We start from the raw sequence: 26510 nt of genomic DNA on the forward strand, positions 1-26510 counted from the left end.
AGGCAAGTGGATGCGGCTCACTCTGACACTAGCCCGGCGTCAGGGCTTGGATGCAGCAGCGGCTTGCGGTGGTGCTGGCAGCGCTGGGGTGAAGTCTGGCAGCGGAACGATGATCCGCGCCGACTGCATTGGTTCGCCGCGCATGAAGCGTTCAATGGCGGCGGTGACCTCTTTGGAGGTCATAAACAGGTTGTGCCCGGCATTGACCACGATGATGGCCTGCAACTGATCCAGCCCCGCAACGGCCTCAAGTTGGCTTTCCGGGTAGGTGCGGCCATCCAAGGTTCCGCTGAGTAGGAGTGTTGGGACATGGCTGACCGGTGCTTTGCGGAAGCCGTCGCCAAGGTCGAGCTCGGGGAACGCATCGCGCAATTGCGGCATCGGAAAGTTGAGGGTGTCGCCCAGCAGCGCGGTCTTCGCCTGCGTGTTGACCACGGCCAGCAGCTTGTCACTGATGCCCGAAGCAACATCCATCACCAATGGCATCGCTTGCATCTTCAGGGGCTCGCCGGGCGCAAAAAAGCGCTGCATGAGTTGCATCAGCGGTTGGTAATCGCCCGCATCGGCAGCGCGATAGACCGCCAGCATCATGGCCGAACCATCCGGGTCGGCGATGGGCCCCGCCGCGATCATCTGCAAGCTGCGGCGCTGCAACAGAATGTCGGTGTTCTTGCCGTTGGGGTCTTTGAGGTGCAGCAACACCGGGTGTTGCTCCAGCTTGCGGTGTACGCGGGCAATCATTGCTTTGATGTCGGGATACGCCGCATGCGCACGCGGGTCGCTATCCAGCGCGGCTTGCATGCGATCGAAATAGGCATCGGTGAGCGCCGGCAGTTTGACCGTCTGCTCCAGACCTTCCACACTGGCCAGCACCACGCGATCTAGCCGGTCATCCATTTGTTTGAGAGCGGCCAGTGCGAGGTGGGTGCCATACGAAATACCCCACAGGCTGATTTTCTTGGCACCCAGATGACGGCGCAGCGCGTCAAGGTCGTGGGCGCTTTCAACGGTGGTGTAACCGCGTAAATCAATTCCTTTGGCTTTCCAGAACGCGGCGCATTCGAGGGCAGCGGTGCGGTAGGCCGCTGCGAATGCGTCATCGCTCAGTTGCTTGGTGTCCGATGGTGCGGTCTTCGGCTCGCACACTGGGGTGTCATCCGATGCGCCGGTGCCGCGTTGATCCAGGGCGATGACATCACCGAACTGGCGCATGGCCATGAACAGTGGGTAGCGGTTGCGCTTTGCCGTCTCGATGCCGGAACCGCCGGGGCCGCCGGACAGATAGACGATGGGTGCGCCCGGTTTGGCACTGGTGGCGGGGAAGCGGACATAGCGCAAGGTCAGGATGCGGCTGCCGGGAACGCTGCGGTTTTCCGGCACCTGGAACGAGCCGCGCATGGCATGGGTGGTTTGGCCGTCGGCACTCTTGAAGATAAATGGCTCTTCGGTGACACCGGCGTGCGCCGCGATGGGCCCAAAAAGCAGGCAGGCGGCGGCAAGTGCAAGGCATCTGGGTTTCATCGACACAGCTCCATGTTGTTGCGGGAATGGAGCCACCATAAGGACTTGAGCAGTGGCCTTGGATAGCCAATCTGCGAGCGGTAGCGGTGATTCGGTGAACGGTGCTGAGGCCAGTCGTGGCGGTGCGGTATATTCGCCGCACGGTATGCACATTCTTCATCGCCTCACATCACTGCTGTTTGCCCTGTTCCTGTTGGCGATCTTCCCGGCAGCGGCGCAGCCGCAGGCATTGCAATGGATCGACATGCAACATGTGGTGGTGTGTCCGGCGCGTGCCGCTGATACCACGCCGCCTGATTTTTCCGGCAGTGACTGCCGCGTCATAGCCTTCCTTGCAGCAAATCCACAAAACGCTTCACTCTGGCTCAAGGCTTCCATCACGATGCCGCGTGTCATGCTGGAGCAAGCCGTGCCGTTGTCGGTCTATGTGTCGGGCAAGGCCGCCAGTACACTTTGGATCAATGGCCAGCGCATGGGCAGCAATGGCCAGCCCGGTTTTGATGCCGGCAGTGAAACGCCCGGCCGGATGGATGCCGCCATCCCAATTCCACTCGGTGTGTTCAAAGCGGGTAGCAACGAGATAGTGCTGCTTCTATCCGGGCATCATGGCTTTCTTCGTCTCGACAGCCCGATGCATCTGTTGGCGGTGGGTGTGCATGCCGATCCGGCGGATCGGCTGCTGCGTTCGTATTGGCCCAGCCTGATGACCGCTGGGGTGTTTTTGCTGGGCTTGCTTTACTTCGGTATCAGCGCGTTGCGGGGCCGCGACCGGGGCGGGTCGGCGGTACTTTCGTTGATGTCCTTGTGCGCGGCGGGGCAATTGTTTGCCGAAGTGTTGCGCGGGCTATGGCCCTATCCATACCCCATGCATGATGTGCGGCTGCTGATGATTGTGCTGTGTGCGTATGGATTTGGGCTATGTCTTGCGGCGCATGTGCTGCGCAGATTCAGGCCGGCCCGTCCGCTGCCGGCATGGGGGCTGATGGCGTTGTTGACGTTGGTAGCGGTGGTGTTGACTCACAGTTACGACGGCAAGGCGATGGTGGCAATGCTTTACCCGGTTCTATTGTGCGCACTTGCCACCGGGTGGAAGGCATGGCGGCGCGAGCGGGGGGCATTGGTGTATTGCATCTCGCTGGTTGCATTCGCCGCGCTGAGTTTTCTTTTGGGCGGGTATTTTTTAGATGCCACGTTCTACTATCTAGTCGCGGCCCTGCTGTTGTTTTTGTTCGCCCAGCAGGCGGTGATGCTTGCCCGCGAACAGCAGCTTCGGATCGCCCTATCTGGCCGCGCGCAGCAACTCCAGGCAGCACTGGAGCAAGCGCAGGAGCGCAGTCAGCCGGCACCGCAAGCACGGAAAATCAGGATTATTGATACGGGCAAAATAGAACTGGTGCCGGTGGATCAGATCACCCACTGCAATGGGGCCGGCGATTATGTGGAGCTCAATTTTTCCGATGGCGGCAAGCGCCTGCACAGCGGCAGCTTGAGTGAACTGGAAACCGAGTTGCCGCCGGCGTTCATTCGCGTGCATCGCTCCCACATCGTCAACACCGCGTTTGTTGCATCACTGCAACGTGAGCCATCCGGGGTGGGCCGCCTGCGTATCACCACCGGGGAATCTGTCCCGGTCAGCCGTCGGGTCATGCCGATGGTGCGAAAGACGATGGGTTCGGCAGACGCGTTGGTGGGTTAGGGCTCACTTCACCCGCTGTTTTTCCAGCTTGCGGGCCAAGGTGCGGCGGTGCATGCCTAATTGGCGGGCGGCTTCTGAAATATTGAAGTCGGCGGCGGCCAAGGCCTCGTGGATGTGTTCCCACTCCAGCGTTTTGATCGATGTCTGGCGCTGGGTCAGGGCGATATCCACATTGCCATCGGCGCTACTGAACGCAGCTTCGATGTCGTCACTGTTGGATGGTTTGGCCAGGTAGTGGCAGGCCCCCAGTTTGATTGCCTCCACTGCGGTGGCAATACTGGCGTAACCGGTCAGCACCACGATCAGCATGTCGGGGTCATGGGCGTGCAGGGCTTTGACGCAGGCCAGGCCGGTGGCACCGTGGGCCAGTTTTAGATCGACCACCGCATGCGTGGGGGGGAACGCGCGCAACAGCTCATCTAGTTCATCCAGCCCGCTGGTGCTGCGCACGGCGTAGCCACGGCGTTCAAATGACCGCGCCAAGGTGCGGGCAAATGCGGCGTCGTCTTCCACCACCAATAGCCGGCGCACTGGGTTTGTTTTGGCGTCAGTCATCGTATGGGTCTGCGTCGGCTGTCAATGCGTGCAGGGGCAGGGTGATGGTCACGCGGGCACCGCCGGCGGGCTTGTTGCTGGCGTGGATGCTACCGCCAAATGCGCGTGCCACGTTGAACGATAGAAACAAGCCCAGCCCACGGCCGGGGACATCCTTGCTGGACTGGAACGGCTTGCCCAGACGCTCCAGCATATCGGCGCGAAAACCGGGGCCATTATCGGAGACCTGCAAGACCAGCATGTCTTCCACGCACTCGGCTTCCAGCGATAGCCAACGCGGCGATGCTTCCATGGCGTTGTCCATGACGTTGAACAGCATTTGCTGCAAGCCGGTATCGGCGATGATGGCCAAGTCGGTATTGATGCGATTATCGAAACTCAACAGGTGTGGCAGACGGCTGCGCCGCCAGATGTCCACCATCTCATCGATACATTCGCTCAAGGACATTTCATGCGGCGATTCGGCGCGGGTTTCACCGGCCGAGTGCAAGATGCCGGTGACGATGGCTTTACAACGCAACACCTGCGTCTGCATTTCGCTCACGTCATGCAGCAGCTCCGGGTCCGAGGTGAAGTGCGGCAAGTGTTGCCAGTCGCCCAGAATCACCGCCAGGGTGGACAGCGGAGTGCCCAGCTCGTGCGCGGCACCACTGGCCAACAGGCCCATGCGGACGATGTGTTCTTCTTCGGCGGCGCGTTGGCGCAAGCCAGCCAGGCGCGCATCGCGCTCGCGCAGGATGCTGCCGATGCGGCCGATGAACACCACCAACAAGCCGGCCACCAACACGAAACACAGCAGCAAACCTTGCACATACGGGTTGGCAAGGCCAGCGGCCGGGTTGGCGGGTAATTCTATAGGGCCATGCCAGACCGCCAACGCGGCCATGCAGGCAAAGCTGACCAAAGTCACCAGCCAGCCTGAGCGCGGTTGCAGCAGCACCGCCGCCAGCACGATCTGTAGCAGATACAGCAGCATGAACGGGTTAGCCAAGCCGCCACTCAGGTACAACTGCGCGGTCAGCGCGGCAACGTCGGTCAAGAACGACAACAGCAGGGCGCGTTCGCTGACATCGCTGTGTTGCCGCCAGTAGTACACGCTGAACACATTGAACAGCGCTTGCCCGCCGGCGATCGACAACATGGTGTGCAGCGGCAATGAAATCCCGGCCCACACATGGATCATGCCGATCACCAGCAACTGGCCGAACACTGCGATCCAGCGCAGCAAAATCAATTGCTGCATGCTGCGGTTGTCGGTCAGCAAGCCGGCCGCCGCGCGCAAACGGCGGCGCAGGCCGTCAGGGGGACGTAGGCGGGTGTGGGTTTGCATCGGCATCGGGTGCATGGTGCCGCAAACGGCGTTCGCTCGTCAGCAGGGTGTAGCCGGCCAGTAGCGTCATCAAGGCCAAGGCAAACCACGTCAATGCGTATTGCAGATGCGGGTCGCGAAACCGCACCACGGTCATTCCGGCGCGTGGCCAACCGGTGTGCGCGGTGGTGTCTGCATCCGCATCGATGTCGATGAAATACGGTGCAATGTCGGTGGCGTGCAGGCCGCGTGCCTGTGCGATGGCGCGAACATCCCGCGAATACCAACGCTGTTGCGCCGGATCATTGCGACGCAGGACGCGACCGCCGGGCTCGTTCATGCGCAGCAGGCCGGTAAGCGTGAGGGTGCCGGCAGGCGGCGCGCTGGCGGCGGTCAGCGCATCGGTGGGTACAAACCCGCGATTGATCATCACGATGCCCGCCGCATCGGTTTGGAAAGGCGACAGCAGCCAGTCGCCGGGGCCGAGTTCGGTCAAGGCTTGCACGCGGGTATCGGGCAGCGGCATATAGTGCCCACGCACCGACACATGCCGGTATTCGTCGCCGTCCACGGTGACCTGCGGCCACTGCGCCGGTGTGGGGGCCGCACGCGGTGGGGCGTGGATGCGGCTATCGACGCGGGCGATCAGTGCGTGTTTCCAGTGCAGCCGCTGCACCTGCCACAGGCCCAGCGCGCAGAAGCCGGCAAACGCCAGGCCCAGCACGCACAGCGCCAGCCAAAGGGTGCGGTTGCTGCGCATGGCTATAGGCCGGGTGACCGCAGCGGCGGTCACGGCAGATTACGGATCTCGTGCGGTGACATCGGCATCATATTGCTGTTGAGGTGGTGCATCACCCACAGCGAGCCGGCCAACATGATGACCACCAAGATCACCGTAAAGATCAGCGCCAGCATGTTCCAGCCGCCTTCGGACTTGGCATCCAAATGCAGGAAATACACCATGTGCACCACGATCTGCACCACCGCAAAGCCCAGCACCACCAGCGCGGTGGTATTGGAATTGGGTAGCACCTTGGCCATCACCAGCCAAAATGGAATGGCGGTCAGCAACACCGAGAGCAAGAACCCGGTGGCATAGCCGCGCAAGCTGACATGCAGGTGTGGTGCGTCGTGCGCGTCGTGCGCGTCGTGCACAGACGACGGGTGAGGATGCCCAGCGTCGGTGCCGTGCGGGTGGAGGTCGCTCATGGCAGCACGCCCATCAGGTAAACAAAGGTGAAGACGCCGATCCACACGACATCCAAGAAATGCCAAAACATCGACAAGCAAAACAACCGGCGCTGGTTGGCGGCGGTCAGGCCGTGGCGGCCCACTTGGCTCATCAACACCAGCAACCAGATGATGCCGAAGCTCACATGCAAGCCGTGCGTGCCCACCAAGGCAAAGAATGCTGTCAAGAACGCGCTGCGCTGTGGGCCGGCACCTTCGTGGATAAGGTGGCTGAACTCGTACAACTCCAGCCCGATAAAGCCCGCCCCCAGCAAGCCGGTGATGGCCAGCCACACCAGCACGCCGCGCTTGCTGCGTGCTTGCATCGCGATCATGGCGATGCCATAGGTGATCGATGAAAACAGCAGCAGGCCGGTATTGACGGCCACCAGCGGCAAGTCGAACAACTCCGCGCCCGATGGGCCCGCGGCATAGCTGCGGCCCAACACGCCGTAGGCGGCAAAAAGGCAGGCGAAGATCAGGCAGTCGCTCATCAGGTAGATCCAGAACCCCAGCAGGGTGCCGTTCTCCGGATGGTGCTTGCCGGCAAGGTCTAAGAACACCGGGGTGTTGGATGACGCGGCTGCGCCGGGCATGGTGATGGCATCAGACATGGGCGGCGCTCAGTTGTTGCGTGCGCATCGCTTCGGTGGCGGCGACGGTGTCCGCAGCGATGTGGTAATCACGCTGGTAATTGAAGGTATGCACGATGACGGTGGCAATCAGGCTTACAAACGATGCCACCACCAGCCACCAGATATGCCAGATCAAGGCAAAGCCCAGTACCAGGCTGATCCCCGCCAACACCACGCCGGCGGCGGTGTTTTTGGGCATGTGAATGGGCAAAAAACCAGCCTCGGGGCGGGTGAAGCCGTGTTGCTTCATGTCCCACCATGCATCGGTATCACGCACCACCGGGGTGAACGCAAAGTTGTATTCCGGCGGCGGCGAGGAGGTGGACCATTCCAGGGTGCGGCCATTCCACGGGTCGCCGCTGACATCGCGCAATTGCTCGCGCTTGCGATAGCTGACGAACAGGCACATCAGGAACGAACCAATGCCCAGCGCGATCAACACCGCACCCAACGCCGCAACGATGAACCACGGCTGCAAGGTGCTGTCATCGAAGTGATTCATGCGGCGGGTCACGCCCATCAAACCCAGCACATACAGCGGGGTGAACGCGAGCCAATACCCCGACAACCAGAACCAGAACGACAACTTGCCCCAGAAGGTGTCCAGCGTGTAGCCAAACGCTTTCGGGAACCAATACACCATAGCCGCAAACACGCCAAACACCACGCCGCCAATGATCACGTTGTGGAAGTGCGCGATCAAAAACAGGCTGTTGTGCAGCACAAAATCTGCCGGTGGCACCGCCAGTAGTACGCCGGTCATACCGCCCACAGTGAAGGTGACCATAAAGCCCATCACCCACAACATCGGTACATCAAAGCGAATACGCCCGCGATACATGGTGAACAACCAGTTGAAAATCTTGGCGCCGGTCGGGATCGAAATGATCATGGTGGTGATCCCGAAGAACGAGTTCACGCTGGCACCCGAGCCCATGGTGAAGAAGTGATGCAACCACACCAAATACGACAGGATGGTGATACACACGGTGGCATACACCATCGAGCTATAACCAAACAGACGCTTGCCGCTATAGGTGGACACCACTTCCGAATACACACCAAACAGCGGCAGGATCAGGATATAGACCTCCGGGTGACCCCAGATCCAGATCAAATTCACATACATCATGGCGTTGCCGCCAAGATCATTGGTGAAGAAGTTGCTGCCCACGTAGCGGTCCAGCGCCAGCATGGCCAGCGCGGCAGTCAGAATGGGGAAGGTGGCCACGATCAGTACGTTGGCGCACAGCGAGGTCCAGGTGAACACCGGCATCTTCATCAGCAGCATGCCCGGCGCGCGCATCTTGATGATGGTCACCACCAAGTTGATGCCCGATAACGTGGTGCCAACACCGGCGATCTGCAATGCCCAGATGTAGTAGTCCACCCCCACATCGGGGCTGAAGGCCAACCCGGACAAGGGTGGATACGCCAGCCAACCGGTCTTGGCAAACTCACCCACAAACAGCGAGATCATCACCAGCACCGCGCCGGCGGTGGTCATCCAAAAACTAAAATTATTGAGGAAGGGGAAGGCGACATCGCGCGCGCCGATTTGCAGCGGCACCACGTAGTTCATCAAGCCGGTGATAAACGGCATCGCTACGAAGAAAATCATGATCACGCCGTGCGCAGTGAACACTTGGTCGTAGTGATGCGGCGGCAAAAAGCCGGGGTTGTCGCCAAACGCCATGGCTTGTTGCGCGCGCATCATCAGCGCATCGGCAAAGCCGCGCAGCAACATGATCAGGCCCAGCACCATGTACATGATGCCGATCTTTTTATGGTCGATGCTGGTCACCCAGTCGCGCCACAACGGGCCCCACAGGCGGAACTTGGTCAGCAGACCCAGCACCGCCAAGCCGCCCACCACGACGCCGGCGAAGGTGGCCAGCAAGATGGGCTCGTGATACGGGATCGCGGCTAAGCTCAGTTTGCCAAACAGCGGTGAGACGGCCTCGGGGGAGGTGACAGGATTGAACATTTCGATTCCAAGCAAGGTGCTGGTGGATCAGGGGGCGGCGCGCGCGGTCAAACTGATTGCAGGGATGCGGCGAGTGGGAAGGCTGCACATGGCCGCCGGGACAAATGGGCTGCCGCGCAGGTCACCACGGCTGCGCGGCAACAGCGCAATCGCACCGGCACCCTGGGCGGGGCGACCGCCGGCCGCGTCAATCGCCATCATCGCGTGTGTGCACATATGCGCAGGGTCCACGCAACGGTTGAGGACGGCGTCAAACAAACCCGTATCGACCGTGGCGTAATGCCGCACCGGATCGCGCTCGCTGGGTTTTTCCAGATTCAAATACGCCATCCGGTCTAATGTGCCGCCATTGCTTTTGACCTTGGCTACCCACGCCGCAAATTCGGCATCACTGGTGGCGTGAAAGCCAAAGCGCATATGCGAGAAACCCGCGCCGCTGTAGTTGGATGAAAACCCTTCAAATGTGCCGGGTTGGTTGATGACCGCGTGCAATTCGGTGCGCATGCCGGGCATGGTGTAGATCATGCCGGCCAGCTCGGGCACGTAGAAGGCATTCATCACCGAGGATGCCGTGAGTTTGAAATGGATCGGGCGGTCCACCGGCGCGGCCATTTCATTGACCGTGGCGATGCCTTGTTCGGGGTAGATGAACAACCATTTCCAGTCCAGTGCCACCACTTCTACCTCCAGTGGCTTGCTGCCTTCTGGCAGCGGGCGATGTTTGCCGATGCGGTCCAGTGGGCGGTACGGGTCCAGAGTGTGAGTGCTGATCCAGGTGATGGCACCTAAGGCAATGATGATCAACAGCGGCACCGCCCAGATCACCAATTCCAATTGGGTGGAGTGGTCCCAGTCTGGCTTGTAACTGGCCTTGGTATTGGATGCGCGATAGCGCCAGGCAAAAAACAACGTCAGCGCGATCACCGGCACGATCACAATCAGCATCAGCACGGTGGCGATCACAATCAAATCGGCCTGTTGGCGGGCAACGTCGCCGGCAGGGTCAAGGACGACGGTGCGGGCACAGCCGGCAAGTGGCAATAGCAACGGCAATAGCCACGGTTTGCGCGTGAACCTGAGCATGGACACGATGGGGGGTGAATGCGGGGGCCGCCAGTCTAGCCACGCACCCGCGCGACCGCGATTGGACGTTTTGTCCTATCGCGGCGCGGCGCGCGCAGTGCCAAGCTATGCCGGTCTGCGGGCTTGCCCGTTAGGCAAGATGCTTGCCGATTCATCCCGATTCATCCCCCCGCACAACAGGTTTGATGTCGATGTCCGTTCATTCCGATGCCATGACTTCTTTGCACGATCACGGCAGCAAGGGCCATCAAGAAGTGGCACCCGGCGAGCTTGCGGTGGGCGTGGTGATTGGGCGCGCGTCCGAGTATTTCGATTTCTTTGTGTATGGCATCGCCTCGGCGCTGGTGTTCCCGAAGGTGTTTTTCCCCTTCGCCGAACCCTTGCAGGGCACGTTGTATGCCTTCGCAGTTTTTGCGTTGGCATTTTTGGTGCGGCCGCTGGGCTCGGTGATTTCGTTCAAAATCCAGACGCGCTGGAGCCGTGGCACCAAGCTCACCGTGGCCTTGTTCTTGCTGGGCACCGCCACCGCCGGGATCGCTTTTTTGCCCAGCTACGCCACGCTGGGTAGTGCGTCCATCGTGTTGCTGGCGCTGTTTCGGTTGTTGCAGGGCTTTGCGCTGGGCGGCTCGTGGGACGGTCTGCCGTCGTTGCTGGCCTTGAATGCGCCTAAGCAACGCCGTGGCTGGTATGCCATGTTGGGTCAGCTGGGTGCACCGGTGGGTTTTATCGTGGCGGCGGCGTTGTTCGCGTTTTTGATTTCTAACCTGAGCGCCAAAGATTTTTATGATTGGGGCTGGCGTTATCCGTTTTTTGCCGCCTTCGCAATCAATGTGGTGGCCTTGTTTGCACGCCTGCGCTTGGTGATGACGCACGAGTACGAGCGCGAACTGGGCGAACGTGAGCTTGAACCAGTGCCGGTGCGCGAGTTGGTGGCAGTGAAGGGCAAGCACATCGTGGTGGGCGCATTTTCGGCGTTGGCCAGCTATGCGATGTTCCACATCGTCACTATTTTTCCGCTGTCGTGGATCGAGCTGTATGCCGAGCAGCCGATTGCCGGGTTCTTGTGGGTGCAAGTCATTGGCGGATTTTTGGCCATCGGCGGCGTGCTGGCCTCGGGCGTGATTGCCGACCGCTTCGGGCGGGTGCCCACGCTGGGTGGGGTGGCGCTGGCCATCGCGATGTTCAGCGGCTTTGCACCCACCTTGCTGGGCGGCGGCGCAGTCGCGCAGGACGTGTTCATCTTGGTGGGTTTCGTCTTGTTGGGGCTGTGCTACGGCCAGGCATCGGGCGCGTTGACCCGTAATTTTGGCCCGCGCTACCGCTACACCGGCGCCGCCTTGACCTCGGACTTGGCGTGGCTGATCGGCGCCGCGTTTGCGCCCTTGGTGGCGCTGAGCCTGTGCGCCAATTTTGGTCTGGCCTATCTGGGCGCTTATCTGCTGTCGGGTGCGCTGGGCACCTTGATCGCATTGGCAGTACACATGCGCTGGAAGCGGCAAGACGCCGCGCAGGCCTGAGCCAGCGCGACTGCCGGTGCGCTAAAATCTGTATTTGCAGATCACGTGCCGGGGTGGCGCATGGATGACGACGCCGAATTCAAAAAATTGCGTTGGCGCTGCCGGCGCGGCATGCGCGAGCTGGATCAATTGCTGGGCCGCTGGCTAGAAGCCGCGTGGCGGCAAAGTCCTAGCGCCGAGCGCGCGGTATTCCTACGACTTTTGGATTGTGAAGACGACACACTCTGGCGCTGGTTCCTAGGTCACGAGGTGGCTGCCGATGTCGAAATCGACGCGCTCATCCAACGCATCCGCGCCCTTCCAGTGTGAGTGGCGGGCATCGCGGCACTGCGCCATCGGTTTGCTGATGCTGGCATTGTTGGCGGCGTTCGCCATCCTCCAGGCAGAACTCCCCGCACGCATGGCGTGGCCACTGGCGGTGCTGGCTTGCGGTGTGGGCCTGCGCGATGCGCATCGCTATTGGCGGCAGCCCACGCAGCGCGTGTGTATTCCCAGCCGGCGCAGCATGGCCAGTATTGACGGCCAGCCGGTGCACGCCCTGCGTGTGGATTGGCGTGGCCCCATCGCGTTTCTGTGCTGGCGTGACCCGCAAGGCCGCCAGCAACGGCGCGTGTTTGCGCCAGACACCTTGGATGCCGCGCAACGACGTGAACTGCGGCTGGCCATGCAGCGCCGTGAATCTGTCGCCATTGCAGCATCGGTGGCAAGATAGCGCGCACCATTCAAGGCCCCACGATGTTTAAACCCGTCCCCGTTGCCATCGGTCTGCGCTATCTGCGCGCCAAACGGCGCAATGGTTTCATTTCGTTCATTTCACTGGCATCGATCCTCGGCATCGCGCTGGGGGTGACCGCATTGATCACCACCTTGGCGGTGATGAGTGGGTTTCAAAAAGAAATCCGTGACCGCATGTTGGGGATGGCCGCGCACGCTACCGTGAGTGGCTATGGCGAGCCGTTGCAGGACTGGCAACGTGCGGTGCAAGTGGCGATGGGTGACCCGCGCGTGGCCGGGGCCGCGCCCTATATCGAAAAAGAAGCCTTGATTTCAGCGGCCAATAATCAGCCGGCGATGGTGCGCGCGGTCATTCCTGCCGAAGAAGGCAAGGTTTCGGTGCTGCCGCAAAAAATGGTGCAAGGGAAACTGAGCGAACTGACGCCGGGCAGCTTCAATATCGTGCTGGGCCGCGAATTGGCGCTGTGGTTGGGCGTGGGCGTGGGCGATGATGTCATCGTCACCTTGGCGGATTTTCGCAGTACGCCCGTGGGCGGTGTGCAAACCATGAAACGCTTCAAAGTCAGCGGCATTTTTGAAGCTGGCTACAACGAGTTTGATAAAGGTCTGGCGGTGGTCAACCTGTCCGATTTGCAGCGCGTGTTGCGGATGGGCGAGGGTGTGACCGGCGTGCGCCTGCGCCTGCACGATATGGATCAAGCCTTTGCGGTGGCGCGCGCATTGGCGCTGAAACTCAAAGGTCCGTATCGGGTCAGCGATTGGAGTGAAGAAAACGCCAATCTGTTTCGTGCCCTGAAGATGGAAAAGACCGTGATGGCGATCTTGCTGTCGTTGATCATCGCGATGGGCGCGTTCAATCTGGTGTCTTCGCAAGTGATGCTGGTGACCGACAAGCAGGCCGATATTGCCATCTTGCGCACCTTGGGGCTAACCCCCGCGCAAGTCATGCAGGTCTTTATGGTGCAGGGCAGTTTGATTGGCATCATCGGCACGCTGACCGGTGTGCTGGGCGGCATCGGCTTGACCCTCAATTTGGATGCCATTTTGCAGGGCATCGAAAAAATATTTGGCGTGCAATTACTGCCCGAAGATGTGTACTACATCACCGGCCTGCCCACCGATCTGCAAGCCAGCGATGTGCTCACGATTGCCTGCGTGGCGCTGATGATGGCGTTTGTTGCCACCTTGTACCCCGCATGGCGCGCGGCACGTACCGCACCGGCGGAGGCCCTGCGCTATGAGTGACACCATGAACAGCACCACGGGTGAGGTCATTCGCGCCGAAGGCCTTGGCAAAACCTATGCCGAAGGCAAGCTGCATACCGAAGTGTTTGATGGGCTGGATATTCGCGTAGACGCCGGCGAAACCGTGGCCATCTTGGGGGCGTCCGGGGCCGGTAAAAGCACCTTGCTGCATCTGTTGGGCGGGCTGGATGTGCCCACCACCGGCGAAGTGTTTGTGGCCGGTCAAAAAATGAGTGACTTGTCGGATGCGGCACGCGGGCGGCTGCGTAACCGCGCACTTGGTTTCATCTATCAATTTCATCATTTGCTGCCCGAATTCACCGCACTGGAAAACGTGATGATGCCGGTGCTGCTGGCAGGTCTGGCCACTGCCGACGCAGCGCAGCGCGCCCGCACCTTGTTGGAGTCAGTGGGGCTGGCGCATCGTCTGCACCACAAGCCCGGTGAGCTATCCGGCGGTGAGCGCCAGCGTGCCGCAGTGGCACGGGCCTTGGTCAACCAACCCGCCTGCGTGCTGGGCGACGAGCCCACCGGCAATCTTGACGAAAAAACCGCCGCCACCGTGTTCGCGCAAATGCTGGAACTCAACCGCGCACAGGCCACCAGTTTGGTGCTGGTGACCCACGACCGCCGCTTGGCGCGTAAGTTGGATCGGGTTTTGGAATTGCGCGAAGGCCGGCTGCACGCGCTGACCGCCGCCGAGGTCTAAACCAGAAAACTCTGACCCGTCGTTGCGCGTAGCGCCGACGGACAGACATGCAGCGGTCGCGGATGCTGCACGCATGGCAGCGAATTTTCCGGTTTCTCAATGGGCGCACTGGGCGCACTGGGCGCAGGCCGGCAGCATCGGCCATCGCGCAACGCTGCCTCTGTTTGGCCCCCTGTGCGCAGCGGCATTGCTGGCTGGGGTCACCCTTGGCCTGCTGTTGCCAGCACTGCCGCCGGACTGGCTGTTGTGGCTGGGCTTGTTGGGTGGGGCGTGGCTTAGCTGGCGCAGCGGGCATCTGCGGCCACTTGGGGTGTTGCTGTTGGGGCTGTCCTTTGCGGGTTTGCAGGCAGCGCAGGTGTTGCATGCGCAACTGCCTCCGGCGATGCAGGGCATGCCGCAACTGATCCGTGGGCAAATCGTCGAATTGCCGATACACGAAGTGCGCAGCAGCAGTTTTGAATTCGTGGTCGATGCGGCCAGCACACAACCTGCCGTGCTGCGTGGACAGCGGCTGCGGCTGGCATGGTATGACGATGACCCGCGCCCACGCGCGCGCTTGCAAGCCGGCAGCCGCTGGGAGTTCCCGGTCAAGCTGCGCGCCCCGCGTGGCCTGCGCAACCCCGGTGGCAGCGATGCCGAAAAATACGCATTGGCCGCACGCATTGTGGCGACGGGGTTTGTGCAAAAGCCGGCACGTGCGCGGCGTTTAGCCGGGCCGGCGGGGATCGATGCGTGGCGCGAAGCCATGAGCGCGCGGATTGCCAAGGCCGTGCCGGCCACATCCTCACGCTATGTGCGGGCGCTGGCATTGGGCGATACCCGCGCACTGGACGATGCCGACTGGGCGCGTTTGCGTGCGGCTGGATTGACCCACCTGATCGCGATTTCCGGTTTTCACGTCGGCTTGGTGGCGGGCTTTTGCGCCCTGCTGACGGGGGTATTTTGGTGGTTGCTGCCAGCGTTATGCCGGGTGCTGCCACGGCCATTCGCGGCGGGTGCCGGTGCCGTGCTGGGCGCGATGGGCTATGCCTTGCTCACCGGAATGGCGGTGCCCACCTTGCGCACTGTGGTGATGATCGCGGTGTTGGTGCTGGCCCGTTGCCTGCGGCGTCGTCAGCGCATGGCCGACACCTTGGCGCTGGGCTGCATCGTGTTGCTATTACTCGATCCGCTGGCCGTGCTGGGGGCAGGGTTTTGGTTGAGCTTTGCCGGTGTGGCGTGGTTGCTGTGGTGCTTGCCGGGGCAACCGGACAAGGGCGTGTGGCCAATGTTGCGCGGATTTTTTGCCGCACAAGCGGTGGCCAGCATTGGGTTGTTGCCGCTGACCGTGCTGCTGTTTGGGCAGGCTTCGTTTGCAGGGCCATTGGCCAATTTGGCGGCGGTGCCGTGGTGGAGTCTGGTGGTGGTGCCACTGAGCCTGCTAGGGGTATTGCTGGATACCTTGCATGCGGGGAGCGGCGCAGTGTGCTGGCAAGCCGCAGCGTGGTGTTTTGATCTGTTGTGGCCGCCACTGGCGTGGATTGCCGACAGTCCGTTGGCGATGACGTGGCTGCCCGAAGCGCGCTGGTTTGCACTGCCATTGGCAATATTTTCGGCATTTTGGCTGTTGCTGCCGCGCGGCTTGCCGGGCAAGCCACTGGCACTTCTGTTGTGGTTGCCGCTGCTGCTGCCGGCACGGGAGTTACCCGCCGCCGGCGAAGTCGAGCTCACGGTCATCGATGTGGGGCAGGGCTTGTCGGTGCTGGTACGCACCGCACATCACAGCCTGCTATACGACATGGGTCCAGCGGTGCGCGATGGCTATGACGCCGGCGAGCGTGCGGTGATTCCGGCCTTGCATGCACTGGGCGTGGCGCGGTTGGATGCGGCCATCGTCAGTCATGGCGACAACGACCACGCCGGTGGTTTGCAAGCGGTCTCTGCTGCTTTCCCGATGCCGCGTGTGTTGGTTCCCACCGGCAGCCCCACGCGCGGGACGGCGCATTGCCTGGCCGGGCAGAGCTGGCAATGGGATGGCGTGCGGTTTCGCATCCTGCATCCCGCCGAGGGCATTCCGTATTTGGATAATGAATCCAGTTGCGTGCTGCGTGTCGAAACCGCGCACGGCAGTGCTTTGCTGGCGGGCGATATCGGCCAGTATGTCGAACGCAAACTGCTGGGCCAGCAAGCTGACATGTTGCATAACGAGGTGGTGATTGTGCCGCATCACGGCAGTGCGGGGTCCTCGGATGCCGGTTTTATAGCGGCAACCGGCGCGCGGCTGGCATTGGTGTCTTCCGGCGCGGACAACCGGTTTCAACACCCGCGTGCGGGCGTGGTACGCCGTTGGTGCGATGCCGGGGCAGAAGTGCTGGACACCGCGCGCTCAGGCGCAATGCGCGTCTGGCTGAGCGCGCGTGGCCTGCAAATGCGCGAACGCCGGGCCGATCTGCCGCGGTTGTGGGATGCGGTACAGCGGCGCGGGCAGGCGGCTGGGCTATGCTACGCACCTGAATTTTTGCGGCCATGAGGGTCGAAGGATGACGACGTGCTGGAACTGATCAAGGCCGGTGGCTGGCCCATGATCCCGCTATTGCTGTTGACCGTGGCAGCATTGGCTATTGTGGTCGAGCGTTTTTGGAGCTTGCGTCGCGAGCGCGTGCTGCCACCCGGATTGGGCGACGAAGTGCGCGTGTGGGTAGCCAAGGGCAAGCCGCTGGAGCAGGCACATATCGACTCGTTACGCTCCAATTCCCCGCTGGGGGCTTTGCTGGCGGCGCAGTTAGACGTGCGCCAACGCGGTCGCGAGGTCATGCGCGAGCGGGTCGAAGACGTTGGCCGGCATCTAGTGCACAAGATGGAGCGCTTTTTGAACTCGCTGGGCACGATTGCCGCTGCCGGCCCCTTGTTGGGCCTGTTCGGCACTGTGGTGGGCATGATCCAGATGTTCCTTGGCATCCTCGATCATGGTATTGGTGATGCCAATCAACTGGCCGGCGGTATCGGCAAGGCCTTGGTCTGCACCGCCACCGGCATGATCGTGGCGATCCCGGCCTTGGCCTTCCATCGCTATTTTCGTGGCCGCATCGCCAGCTATATCGTTGATATGGAGCACGAGGCGATGCGCCTGGGCGATGTATTGGAAGACACCGCAGCGGCAACGGCGGGCAATGCCCGTAAAAAGCCATAAGGCGAGTCCGCATGCGCATACGTGATTACCGCGACGACGACACGCCTGAGATCAATTTGATCCCGCTGATCGACGTATTGCTGTGCCTGCTGATTTTTTTCGTGGTGACCACCACATTCGACACACGCTCGGTATTGAAACTGGAACTGCCGCGCGCCGATGGGCAGCCGGCCACAGCGCAGGCGCAGCCATTGTCAATTTTGATCAATGCGCAAGGGCGCTACTTCGTGGGTGATCGCGAGGTGCTGCGCACGGATGTGGATGCCCTCAAGCAAGCCCTACGTGCCGTGGCTGGCGAAGATCGCAGCCGCACCGTGCTGATTCGCGCCGATGCACGCACCCCGTGGCAGGCGGTGGTGACCACCTACGAGGCCTTGGGCCAATTGGGCTTCCATAAAATTGCCAATGCCACTGCGCCGTCGGCGGCCACGGCAGGGGCCAACCCGTGACCGACAGCAGTACCCCGTGGGTGATCTATCGCCGATTGATGGGGTTTACCCGGCTTTACCGTGGTGTGCTGCTGGTGGCGGCGTTAGGCATGCTGCTGGAAGGTGCCGCGGCCGCTGCATTTGGCCTGCTGACCAAGCCCATGGTCGATGAAACCTTCGTCGCCCGCAATCAGGAATTTAGCCTACTGCTGCCACTGGCCATCGTTGGTATCTTCGTAGTGCGTGGCTTGTCTGGGTATCTAAGCGACGTGTTCATGGCCAAGGCCGGGCGTGGCATCGCACGCGATATGCGGGTGGGTGCGATGGCCAAATACCTGCGCCTGCCGGGCCTGCGGTTTGATTCCGAACCGGTGCCATCGATGCTGGTGCGGTTGGGCTCAGACAGCGATCAAGTGGCGCAGGCCGCGATTGATTCGGCCAAGGTCATGCTGCAACAGTCGTTGCAGGTGGTGTCAATGCTGGCGGTCATGCTGTATGCCAGTTGGCGGGTGACCTTGGTGGTGCTGTTGCTGGCACCGGCGATTGCTTGGTTGATGGATAAAGTCGGCAAGCGTTATCGCCGCTTTGGTCATCGCGTACAAGAAAGCTCAACCGAGCTCATGCTGGCCGCCGACCAAGCCCTGTCCAATCAACAGGAAGTGAAGGTATATGGCGCGCAGGCAGTTGAAATGGCGCGCTATTCCAGCCTCGCCAATGAATACCTGCGGCTGAATTTGAAAGTGGAAGCCACCCGCAGTATTTCATCGGCAGTGGTGCAATTGACCGGTGCGGTGGGCTTGGCCTTGATGCTGTTTTTTGCCGGCCGCGAGGCCATCGACGGGCGGCTGACCGCAGGCGGGTTTGTGCAGCTGATGTTGGCGATGATGGCAATCATCCCGGCATTGAAACAACTGACCAATGTGCAGGGCATGTTGCAACGCGGGATTGTGTCGGCCGAGCGTTTATTCAGCGTGCTGGACGCCGCCGACGAGGTCGATACCGGCACCCGCCCGCTGCAACGCACGCAGGGTGTGTTGACGTTTTGCGGGGTGCAGGCGCGCTACCCCGGGCAGGGGCAGGCGGCTTTGGCTGACATCAGCTTTACCGCGCGGCCCGGCACCGTCACCGCGATTGTCGGACGCTCAGGCAGTGGCAAATCGACCTTGGTCAAATTGATCCCGCGTTTTTATGAGCCGGAAAGTGGCCAGATTTTGCTGGATGGCCATCCGCTGAGTGCGTATGCATTGGCCGATTTACGCCGGCAGGTGGCGATGGTGGGCCAACAGGTGATGTTGTTTGATGCCAGCGTGGCCCGTAATGTGGCCTACGGCGAGTTGCAGCAGGCCGATGCCGCAGCGGTTGCAGAGGCATTGCGTGCTGCCAATGCTATGGAGTTTGTGGCCCAGTTGCCGGATGGGGTGGATACAGCCATTGGTGCCAAAGGCGGCAAATTGTCCGGCGGCCAGCGCCAGCGTTTGGCCATCGCCCGCGCCATCCTGAAAGACGCGCCGATTCTGATTTTGGACGAGGCCACCGCCGCGCTCGACAACGAATCCGAACGGCTGGTGCAAGAGGCGCTGGCCAAGCTTATTCCCGACCGCACCACCTTGGTCATCGCGCATCGCTTGTCCACCATCGAGCACGCCGACCAGGTGCTGGTCTTGGACGAGGGCCGGTTGGTCGAGCAGGGCACCCACGTGGCGTTGCTGGCACGCGGCGGTTTGTACGCGCATCTGCACGCAATGCAATTTCGCGAGGCTGCCGTTTGAGGCGTTCGCGGCTGCCGCAGCAAGCGCCATCGTGGTGGTTTGATGGCAGCGCGCCACCGCTGTCTGCGCGGCTGTTGTCGGTGGTGTACGCCGGCATCACGGCGCTGCGCCGCGCTGCATTTCGGCATGGGCTGTTGCGCAAACAACACCCGGGCGTGCCGGTGATCGTGGTGGGTAATCTTGTGGCTGGCGGCAGCGGTAAAACGCCGTTGGTACTGGCACTTGTGGCGCGCTTGCAGGCGGCGGGCTGGACGCCCGGCGTGGCCAGCCGTGGTTATGGCCGGCGCCACGCCAACACACCGCGTTGGGTTGTCCCCGGCATGGATGCGGCAGATTGTGGCGATGAGCCCTTGCTGATCGCGCAAGCGTGTGGCGTCAAGGTGCGGGTGGATCGTAATCGCGTCGCCGCAGCGCAGGCCTTGCGCCAGGCGGGTTGCAACATCATCGTCTGCGATGATGGGTTGCAGCACTATCGTTTGGCGCGCGATATCGAAATCGAAGTTTTGGACGTACGCCGCCGCTACGGCAATGGTCGGCTGCTGCCGGCCGGCCCTCTACGCGAACCCATCGAGCGCGCCGCGGACTGTCAATTTCGCGTGCTGAATCTAGGGGTGGCCGCGACACCAGCCGCTAGCACAGCCAACGAATGGCCGATGGCGCTGGGCATTGGCGAGCTACGTCCCTTGGCCGGTGGCCGCGCATTGTCACTGCGCGCCTTCAGCGGCCAGCGCGTGCATGCCGTGGCCGGGATTGGTGAGCCCGAGCGATTTTTTTCGATGCTGCGCGATGCCGGGTTGGCGGTGGTGCCGCATGCCTTCCCCGACCATCACGCCTACACCGAACAAGACATCGATTTTGGCAGTCCCTTACCCATCTTGATGACCGAAAAAGATGCAGTGAAGTGCACTGCATTTGCGCTGCCGCAAGCATGGGCGGTGCCGGTTCAGGCGCAGTTGCCGGAAGCGTTTTGGGCAGCGCTGTTGCAGCGTATCCCCGCGGCTGCGGTGGCAGGCGATAATGCAAGCCATGACGCCCGCTGATTTCATCGTTGCCATTCCCGCCCGCTACGCGGCCTCGCGCCTGCCCGGCAAACCCTTGCGCCTTATCGGTGGCGAACCGATGGTGCTGCACGTTGCCAGGCGCGCCTTGGCCGCCGGCGCAAGCGCGGTGTGGGTGGCCACCGACGATGCGCGCATTGCCGAGGCGCTGCACGGCAGCGGTGTGAACGTGGCGATGACCTCGCCCGAACATGCCTCCGGCACCGATCGCCTGGCCGAGTGCGCGCAACTGGCGGGCTGGGGGGATGATGCCATCGTGGTCAATCTGCAAGGCGATGAACCCTTCGCACCCGCCGATGGGATTGCCTGCGTGGCTCATACCGTGGCCAGCAGTGGCGCAGGGATCGCCACGCTCGCGGCCCCCATCACCGAAATCGCCACCTTGCTAGACCCCAATGCCGTGAAGGTGGTGCGTGCCGGCAGTGGCGATGCGCTGTATTTTAGCCGCGCACCCATTCCGTATCCGCGCGACGCCTTTGCGCGCGACCGCAGCGTGATGCCACAAGGCCAATGGCTGCGGCATATCGGCATCTATGGCTATCGCGTGGCGGCATTGCGTGCGTTTGCGGCTTTGCCGGTGAGCGCGCTTGAGCGCACCGAAGCATTGGAACAATTGCGCGCACTCGCTGCCGGCTGGCGCATCGCGGTGGCCTTGGCACCCTCGCCATTTCCACCCGGGGTGGATACGCCGGACGACTTGGCCCGCGCGCAGCAGATTTTTATGGAGCAATAGCCACGTGGCGACTGTGACAAGACCGTTTTCCATCCTGATGGTGTGCCTGGGCAATATCTGCCGATCCCCCACCGCCGAAGGTGTGCTGCGTGTGCAACTGGAACAAGCCGGGCTAAGCGCGCAAGCGCGGGTGGACTCGGTAGGCACCGGCGATTCGCATGTGGGGCAGCCGCCGGATTCGCGCGCGATTGCCTGTGCGAACAAGCACGGTGTGGATATTTCCATGTTGCGCGCGCGTCGACTGACGCTGGAAGATTTCGACGCCTTCGATGTGTTGCTGTGCGCTGACCGCACCATCTTGCACGATGCGCGCATACGCAAGCCGCGCACCTCGCATGCACAAGTGGAGCTGTTGCTGGACTGGGCCGGGCTGGGCAAAAAAGACGTGCCCGACCCGTACTACGGCAGCGCGCGCGATTTTGAGCATGCCTATAAATTGATCGACAACGCCGCCGCCGAGATTGTGGAGCGGGTACGCCAGCGGCGCTTCTGAGCAGGCGCGGCAACCGGCCATGAGCACGCCCACACCAACCCCGCCGGTATTCGACGGCCGCGCATTCGCCGCCGCGTTGCCGTTGGTGCCGGGTGTGTATCGGATGTTTGATGCCGCCGATGGTGTGCTGTACGTCGGCAAGGCGCGTGCATTGCGCAATCGCGTCAGCAGCTACTTCAACGCCACCCCCAAAGTCGCGCGGATCATGGCGATGCTGGCGCAGGTGGTGCGGATGGAGGTTACCGTCACCCGTAGCGAAGCGGATGCCTTGTTGCTGGAAAACCAGCTGATCAAATCGCTGAAGCCGCGCTACAACGTGTTGCTGCGCGACGACAAAAGCTACCCCTACATTTTACTAACCAAGGAGGCCACGCCACGGCTGGGCCTGCATCGTGGCCCGCGCTCGCTGCCAGGGCGTTATTTTGGCCCTTACCCCAGCACGGGTGCGGTGCGCGACACCTTGAACATGATGCAAAAACTGTTTCGCCTGCGTAGCTGCGAAGACAGTGTGTTCAACAATCGCAGCCGGCCTTGCCTGCAATACCAGATTGGCCGTTGCAGTGCGCCTTGCGTGGGTTTGATCGAAGCTGGCGACTACGCCGAATCGGTTCGCCGCGCCACGTTGTTTTTGGAAGGCCGCAGCGACGCACTGACCGGCGAGCTGGAGCACGCAATGGCCGCTGCCAGCGAAGCATTGGCGTTTGAAGAGGCCGCACGCCTGCGCGATTTGATTGCCGGCATTCGTAAATTGCAGGTGCGTCAGTTTGTGGATGGCCGCAGCGCCGACCTCGACGTGCTTGCGGTGGCCATGCAGGGTGCCGCCGCCTGCGTGCTGTTGCTGGCGTTTCGCGATGGCCGCAACTTGGGCACCCGCGCGTTTTTCCCGAAAACCAATGGCGAGGACAGCGCACCGGAAGTACTGGCCGCGTTCGTATCGCAGTACTACGCCGAGCAACCGCCGCCCAGCGAGATCGTGTTGGAGCACGACATCCCAGAGCGTGCGTTGATCGAACACGCGCTGGGCGAGCACGCCGGCCGCAAAATTGAACTGCGCAGCAATGTGCGTGGCGAACGCGCCGCGCATGTGGAGATGGCGCGGCGCAACGCGCAACTGGCGCTGGCCACCGAGTTGACCAGCAGTAGCGCGCAGCAGGCGCGCGTGGAGGCGTTGCGCGTGTTGCTGGGGATGCAAGAGTCGCCGGCGCGAATCGAGTGTTTCGACATCAGCCACACCATGGGCGAGGCCACCGTGGCCTCGTGCGTGGTGTTTGATGCGCAAGGCCCACTGCGCAAGCAATACCGGCGCTACAACATCAGCGGGATCGAGCCGGGCGATGACTACGCGGCCATGCACCAAGCCTTGCAACGGCGCTTTCGCCCAGCGGCGGAAGGTCAGCCCGAGATCGTGCTGCCTGATGTGCTGTTGATTGATGGCGGGGCCGGGCAGGTGGCGCAGGCCCGCGATGTGTTGCGCGAAGCCGGTCTGTTTGGCGTGGTCCTGGTGGGCGTGGCCAAGGGCCCGGCGCGCAAAGCCGGTGATGAAACCCTGCTGCTGCCAGATGCGCGCGAAGTGCAGCCGGGCGCGGCTTCACCAGCGTTGCAACTGGTGCAACAAGTGCGCGACGAGGCGCATCGCTTTGCCATCACCGGGCATCGTGGCAAGCGCCAAAAGGCGCGCAGCACCAGCCGGTTGGAAGATATCGCCGGCATCGGCCCACGTCGGCGCGCGGCCTTGCTCAAGCATTTTGGTGGCCTGCCAGCGTTGCGCGCGGCGGCGGTGGATGACATCGCGCGTGTCGATGGCGTCAATCGCGCATTGGCCGAACGCATCTGGAATAGCTTGCATGGCATGGTCGATGCCGCAGTGCATGCGAGTGACCAGTAGAATGCCTGCATGACCTTCACCATCCCAACGTGGTTGACCTTGGCGCGCATCGCGCTGATTCCGGTATTGGTGGTGGTGTACTACCTCGATTACCGCTGGACCAATATCGCCGCCACCGCGATTTTTGCCTTAGCGTCCATCACCGATTGGCTGGATGGCTGGATCGCGCGCCGCTACCAGCAGTTTTCCCGGTTCGGCGCATTTTTGGATCCGGTGGCCGACAAGCTGATGGTGTCCACCGCGCTGGTCATCACCGTGCAACACCATCACACCGTGTGGATGGCGCTGTGGGCCAGCGTGATCATTGGCCGCGAGATCGCGGTTTCCGCATTGCGCGAGTGGATGGCCGAATTGGGGCTGCGGGCCAAAGTTGCGGTGGCGATGGTGGGCAAGGTCAAGACCACGGTACAGATGATCGCGCTGGGTTTTTTGCTGTACCGCGAGCCCTTGCTGGGCTTTCCGATTTTCTTGATTGGCGAATGGCTACTGGCGGCATCCGCGCTGCTGACGTTGTGGTCAGGGTTTGAGTACCTGCGCGCGGCTTGGCCTTCACTGATTGCCGGCGATGAAAAAAGTTGAAATACAGGCGTTGACTCAATCGAAACTTTCCGTACAATAGCGGGCTCAACGCGGGAATAGCTCAGTTGGTAGAGCACGACCTTGCCAAGGTCGGGGTCGAGGGTTCGAGTCCCTTTTCCCGCTCCAGTTTCAGCGAAGCCCCATTCGTGGGGCTTTATTGTTTAAGTGTTTGGTTGTATTGCGTCATCCGGCCGGGTGGCAGAGTGGTTATGCAGCGGACTGCAAATCCGCGTACGCCGGTTCAATTCCGACCTCGGCCTCCAAAATTTATGCGGGAATAGCTCAGTTGGTAGAGCACGACCTTGCCAAGGTCGGGGTCGAGGGTTCGAGTCCCTTTTCCCGCTCCAGTGTGTTCGAAGCCTCGCCACTGCGGGGCTTCGTTTTTTTCGGCAGGCAATGACTGCCATGCAGTAAGCTTGCGCGCATGCCTGGGTGGCGAAATCGGTAGACGCACCGGACTTAAAATCCGTCGGTCGCAAGACCATGAGGGTTCGATTCCCTCCCCAGGCACCACCGCTCATGCCGGAGCTGCCATGTCGCGCTACACCGCTTATATCGCAAGTATCGTGTTGACCTTGCTGGCTTTGTTGCTGGCGACGTGGCACCCGCATTGGTGGTGGGGGGTGGGCATCTTTGGTGGTCTGGCGCTGCTGGGCAGCGTGGATCTGTTGCAGCACAAGAGCACGCTGCGCCGCAATTATCCGCTGTTGGCACATTTTCGTTATGGGCTGGAAACCATCGGCCCGGAGATGCGGCAGTACTTCATCCAGTCCGATACCGAGCGCGTGCCGTTTTCCCGCGAGCAACGCGCGCTGATCTACCAACGCGCCAAACACGTCAACGATGTGCGCCCGTTTGGCACCTTGCAGGACGTGTACGGCGTGGATTACGAATGGATCAACCATTCGATGGCACCGGCCGAGATGGCCAATCACGATTTTCGCATCACCATTGGCGAAGGTTGCGCACAGCCGTACTCGGCCAGTGTCTTCAATATTTCCGCGATGAGTTTCGGTGCATTGTCGGCAGCGGCCATTCGCGCACTCAATGGCGGTGCCAAACGGGGCGGGTTCTATCACGACACCGGCGAAGGCTCGATTTCGCCGTATCACCGCGAAGCCGGCGGGGATTTGGTGTGGGAATTGGGTTCGGGCTATTTTGGTTGCCGCAATCATGACGGCAGTTTCAATGCCCAGCGCTTCACCGAACAGGCGCGTGATGCGCAGGTGAAAATGATCGAGGTCAAGCTGTCGCAGGGCGCAAAGCCTGGCCATGGCGGGGTGTTGCCGGCGGCCAAACTCAGCGCCGAAATTGCCGCCACCCGCGATGTCCCGATGGGCCAGGATTGCGTCTCGCCGGCGCGTCATTCGGCATTCTCCACGCCGCTTGAGCTGCTGCAATTTGTCGCCCATTTGCGTGAGTTGTCGGGAGGCAAGCCCACCGGCTTCAAACTGGCCATTGGTCACCCGTGGGAATGGTTTGGGATCGCCAAAGCCATGCACGAAAGCGGCATCCTGCCCGATTTCATCGTGGTCGATGGCGCAGAAGGCGGCACTGGCGCAGCACCGGCAGAGTTTGTCGATCACGTCGGTGTGCCCATGCACGAAGGTTTGATGCTGGTGCATAACACCTTGGTGGGCATCAATTTGCGCGACAGCATCAAGCTGGGTGCCGCCGGCAAAATCACCAGTGCGTTTGATATTGCGCGCACCTTGGCGATGGGGGCCGATTGGTGCAACGCTGCGCGTGGCTACATGTTTGCATTGGGCTGCATTCAATCCCTCAGTTGCCATACCAACCGCTGCCCCACCGGGATTGCCACCCAAGACCCATCGCGCTGGAAGCATCTGGATGTGCCCGACAAAACCACCCGCGTGTATGAGTTTCACGACAACACCCTACGTGCGCTACGTGACTTGCTGTGCGCGGCGGGGTTGAGCCACCCCGACCAATTGGGGCCGGAACACATCCTGCGCCGGGTGTCGCCCACCGAGGTGCGCTCGCTGGCAGCGCGCTACCGCTACCTTGCGCCGGGGGTACTGCTCGGTGACGAAGACCCCGGACATGCAGTGTTTCGGGATTTCTGGAATGGCGCGCGCAGTGATGCCTTTATGCCACCTGCGAATGTCTTACAGCTCCGAGGCAGCAAGTCCAGCTGATACTCTTTGCAGCAT

The 26510-nt window shown here is 61.7% G+C and carries 24 protein-coding genes and 4 tRNA genes; 20 read left to right on the forward strand and 8 right to left on the reverse strand.

All coding sequences use genetic code 11. The features are described from left to right. Window positions 1-39 precede the first annotated feature (39 nt). Window positions 40-1521, reverse strand: a complete 1482-nt coding sequence (locus PK789_RS02410) for an alpha/beta fold hydrolase (RefSeq protein WP_324306767.1) — start codon at window positions 1519-1521, stop codon at window positions 40-42. 145 nt (window positions 1522-1666) lie between these two features. Here PK789_RS02410 and PK789_RS02415 point away from each other — a divergent pair, with 145 nt between their 5' ends. Then, the gene (locus tag PK789_RS02415; protein ID WP_324306769.1) at window positions 1667-3217 is read left to right on the forward strand and encodes a LytR/AlgR family response regulator transcription factor; all 1551 of its coding nucleotides are present in this window, start codon (window positions 1667-1669) and stop codon (window positions 3215-3217) included. 3 nt (window positions 3218-3220) lie between these two features. Here PK789_RS02415 and PK789_RS02420 read toward each other — a convergent pair whose 3' ends face one another. The 7 genes from PK789_RS02420 to cyoA all read right to left on the reverse strand — a co-directional run bounded on the left by PK789_RS02420 (window position 3221) and on the right by cyoA (window position 10016). Next, window positions 3221-3772, reverse strand: coding sequence for a response regulator transcription factor (locus PK789_RS02420; RefSeq protein WP_324306770.1), 552 nt, complete (start codon window positions 3770-3772; stop codon window positions 3221-3223). After that, window positions 3765-5108, reverse strand: coding sequence for an ATP-binding protein (locus PK789_RS02425; protein ID WP_324306771.1), 1344 nt, complete (start codon window positions 5106-5108; stop codon window positions 3765-3767). The genes PK789_RS02420 and PK789_RS02425 overlap by 8 nt, the downstream gene beginning before the upstream one ends. Further along, window positions 5071-5841 carry an SURF1 family protein gene (locus PK789_RS02430; RefSeq protein WP_324306772.1) on the reverse strand — a complete coding sequence of 257 codons (771 nt, stop codon included), beginning with the start codon at window positions 5839-5841 and terminating at the stop codon, window positions 5071-5073. Before PK789_RS02430 ends, PK789_RS02425 begins: the two co-directional genes overlap by 38 nt. A gap of 29 nt (window positions 5842-5870) precedes the next feature. After that, a complete protein-coding gene (gene cyoD, locus PK789_RS02435) occupies window positions 5871-6290 on the reverse strand; it encodes a cytochrome o ubiquinol oxidase subunit IV (RefSeq protein ID WP_324306774.1) in 420 nt (139 codons plus the stop codon). Then, window positions 6287-6907 carry a cytochrome o ubiquinol oxidase subunit III gene (gene cyoC / locus PK789_RS02440; RefSeq protein WP_324306817.1) on the reverse strand — a complete coding sequence of 207 codons (621 nt, stop codon included), beginning with the start codon at window positions 6905-6907 and terminating at the stop codon, window positions 6287-6289. The genes cyoD and cyoC overlap by 4 nt, the downstream gene beginning before the upstream one ends. Window positions 6908-6917: 10 nt before the next feature. Next, window positions 6918-8894, reverse strand: coding sequence for a cytochrome o ubiquinol oxidase subunit I (gene cyoB / locus PK789_RS02445; RefSeq protein ID WP_324306818.1), 1977 nt, complete (start codon window positions 8892-8894; stop codon window positions 6918-6920). 66 nt (window positions 8895-8960) lie between these two features. Then, window positions 8961-10016 (reverse strand): ubiquinol oxidase subunit II, encoded by a 1056-nt coding sequence (gene cyoA, locus PK789_RS02450; RefSeq protein ID WP_324306776.1) that lies wholly within the window; start codon window positions 10014-10016, stop codon window positions 8961-8963. A 212-nt stretch (window positions 10017-10228) separates the two neighbouring features. Between cyoA and PK789_RS02455 the strand changes: the two genes are divergently transcribed. The 19 genes from PK789_RS02455 to PK789_RS02545 all read left to right on the forward strand — a co-directional run bounded on the left by PK789_RS02455 (window position 10229) and on the right by PK789_RS02545 (window position 26495). After that, entirely contained in the window at window positions 10229-11533 is a 1305-nt protein-coding gene (locus PK789_RS02455) for an MFS transporter (protein WP_324306777.1), read from the forward strand. A gap of 60 nt (window positions 11534-11593) precedes the next feature. After that, the gene (locus PK789_RS02460; protein ID WP_324306779.1) at window positions 11594-11842 is read left to right on the forward strand and encodes an FAD assembly factor SdhE; all 249 of its coding nucleotides are present in this window, start codon (window positions 11594-11596) and stop codon (window positions 11840-11842) included. A gap of 37 nt (window positions 11843-11879) precedes the next feature. Beyond that, window positions 11880-12245 carry a hypothetical protein gene (locus PK789_RS02465; protein ID WP_324306780.1) on the forward strand — a complete coding sequence of 122 codons (366 nt, stop codon included), beginning with the start codon at window positions 11880-11882 and terminating at the stop codon, window positions 12243-12245. A 23-nt stretch (window positions 12246-12268) separates the two neighbouring features. Beyond that, on the forward strand, window positions 12269-13513 hold the full coding sequence (locus PK789_RS02470; RefSeq protein WP_324306781.1) for a lipoprotein-releasing ABC transporter permease subunit: 1245 nt from the start codon (window positions 12269-12271) through the stop codon (window positions 13511-13513). 4 nt (window positions 13514-13517) lie between these two features. Then, entirely contained in the window at window positions 13518-14222 is a 705-nt protein-coding gene (gene lolD, locus PK789_RS02475; RefSeq protein ID WP_324306782.1) for a lipoprotein-releasing ABC transporter ATP-binding protein LolD, read from the forward strand. A 73-nt stretch (window positions 14223-14295) separates the two neighbouring features. Beyond that, window positions 14296-16731, forward strand: coding sequence for a DNA internalization-related competence protein ComEC/Rec2 (locus PK789_RS02480; RefSeq protein WP_324306784.1), 2436 nt, complete (start codon window positions 14296-14298; stop codon window positions 16729-16731). An 18-nt stretch (window positions 16732-16749) separates the two neighbouring features. After that, entirely contained in the window at window positions 16750-17391 is a 642-nt protein-coding gene (locus PK789_RS02485) for a MotA/TolQ/ExbB proton channel family protein (protein WP_324306785.1), read from the forward strand. Between the two features lie 11 nt (window positions 17392-17402). Next, entirely contained in the window at window positions 17403-17840 is a 438-nt protein-coding gene (locus PK789_RS02490; protein ID WP_324306787.1) for an ExbD/TolR family protein, read from the forward strand. Further along, entirely contained in the window at window positions 17837-19588 is a 1752-nt protein-coding gene (gene msbA / locus PK789_RS02495; RefSeq protein WP_324306788.1) for a lipid A export permease/ATP-binding protein MsbA, read from the forward strand. Before PK789_RS02490 ends, msbA begins: the two co-directional genes overlap by 4 nt. Beyond that, window positions 19585-20628 (forward strand): tetraacyldisaccharide 4'-kinase, encoded by a 1044-nt coding sequence (gene lpxK, locus PK789_RS02500; RefSeq protein WP_324306789.1) that lies wholly within the window; start codon window positions 19585-19587, stop codon window positions 20626-20628. Before msbA ends, lpxK begins: the two co-directional genes overlap by 4 nt. Further along, complete coding sequence (gene kdsB, locus PK789_RS02505; protein ID WP_324306790.1) at window positions 20606-21379, forward strand: 3-deoxy-manno-octulosonate cytidylyltransferase; 774 nt, start codon at window positions 20606-20608, stop codon at window positions 21377-21379. The genes lpxK and kdsB overlap by 23 nt, the downstream gene beginning before the upstream one ends. 37 nt (window positions 21380-21416) lie before the next feature. Beyond that, a complete protein-coding gene (locus PK789_RS02510) occupies window positions 21417-21872 on the forward strand; it encodes a low molecular weight protein-tyrosine-phosphatase (protein WP_324306819.1) in 456 nt (151 codons plus the stop codon). 19 nt (window positions 21873-21891) lie between these two features. Further along, entirely contained in the window at window positions 21892-23757 is a 1866-nt protein-coding gene (gene uvrC / locus PK789_RS02515) for an excinuclease ABC subunit UvrC (RefSeq protein ID WP_324306791.1), read from the forward strand. 9 nt (window positions 23758-23766) lie between these two features. Beyond that, the gene (gene pgsA / locus PK789_RS02520) at window positions 23767-24336 is read left to right on the forward strand and encodes a CDP-diacylglycerol--glycerol-3-phosphate 3-phosphatidyltransferase (RefSeq protein WP_324306792.1); all 570 of its coding nucleotides are present in this window, start codon (window positions 23767-23769) and stop codon (window positions 24334-24336) included. 50 nt (window positions 24337-24386) lie between these two features. Beyond that, window positions 24387-24462, forward strand: a tRNA-Gly gene (locus tag PK789_RS02525). Between the two features lie 63 nt (window positions 24463-24525). Further along, a tRNA-Cys gene (locus tag PK789_RS02530) sits at window positions 24526-24599 on the forward strand. An 8-nt stretch (window positions 24600-24607) separates the two neighbouring features. Next, window positions 24608-24683: transfer RNA gene (locus PK789_RS02535), tRNA-Gly, on the forward strand. A gap of 79 nt (window positions 24684-24762) precedes the next feature. Continuing rightward, window positions 24763-24849 (forward strand) — tRNA-Leu (locus tag PK789_RS02540). A 20-nt stretch (window positions 24850-24869) separates the two neighbouring features. Beyond that, a complete protein-coding gene (locus tag PK789_RS02545; RefSeq protein WP_324306793.1) occupies window positions 24870-26495 on the forward strand; it encodes an FMN-binding glutamate synthase family protein in 1626 nt (541 codons plus the stop codon). The last annotated feature ends 15 nt before the right edge of the window (window positions 26496-26510 follow it).

Source organism: Thermomonas sp., from assembly GCF_035369645.1.
In the GTDB taxonomy this organism is placed as follows: Bacteria; Pseudomonadota; Gammaproteobacteria; order Xanthomonadales; family Xanthomonadaceae; genus Thermomonas.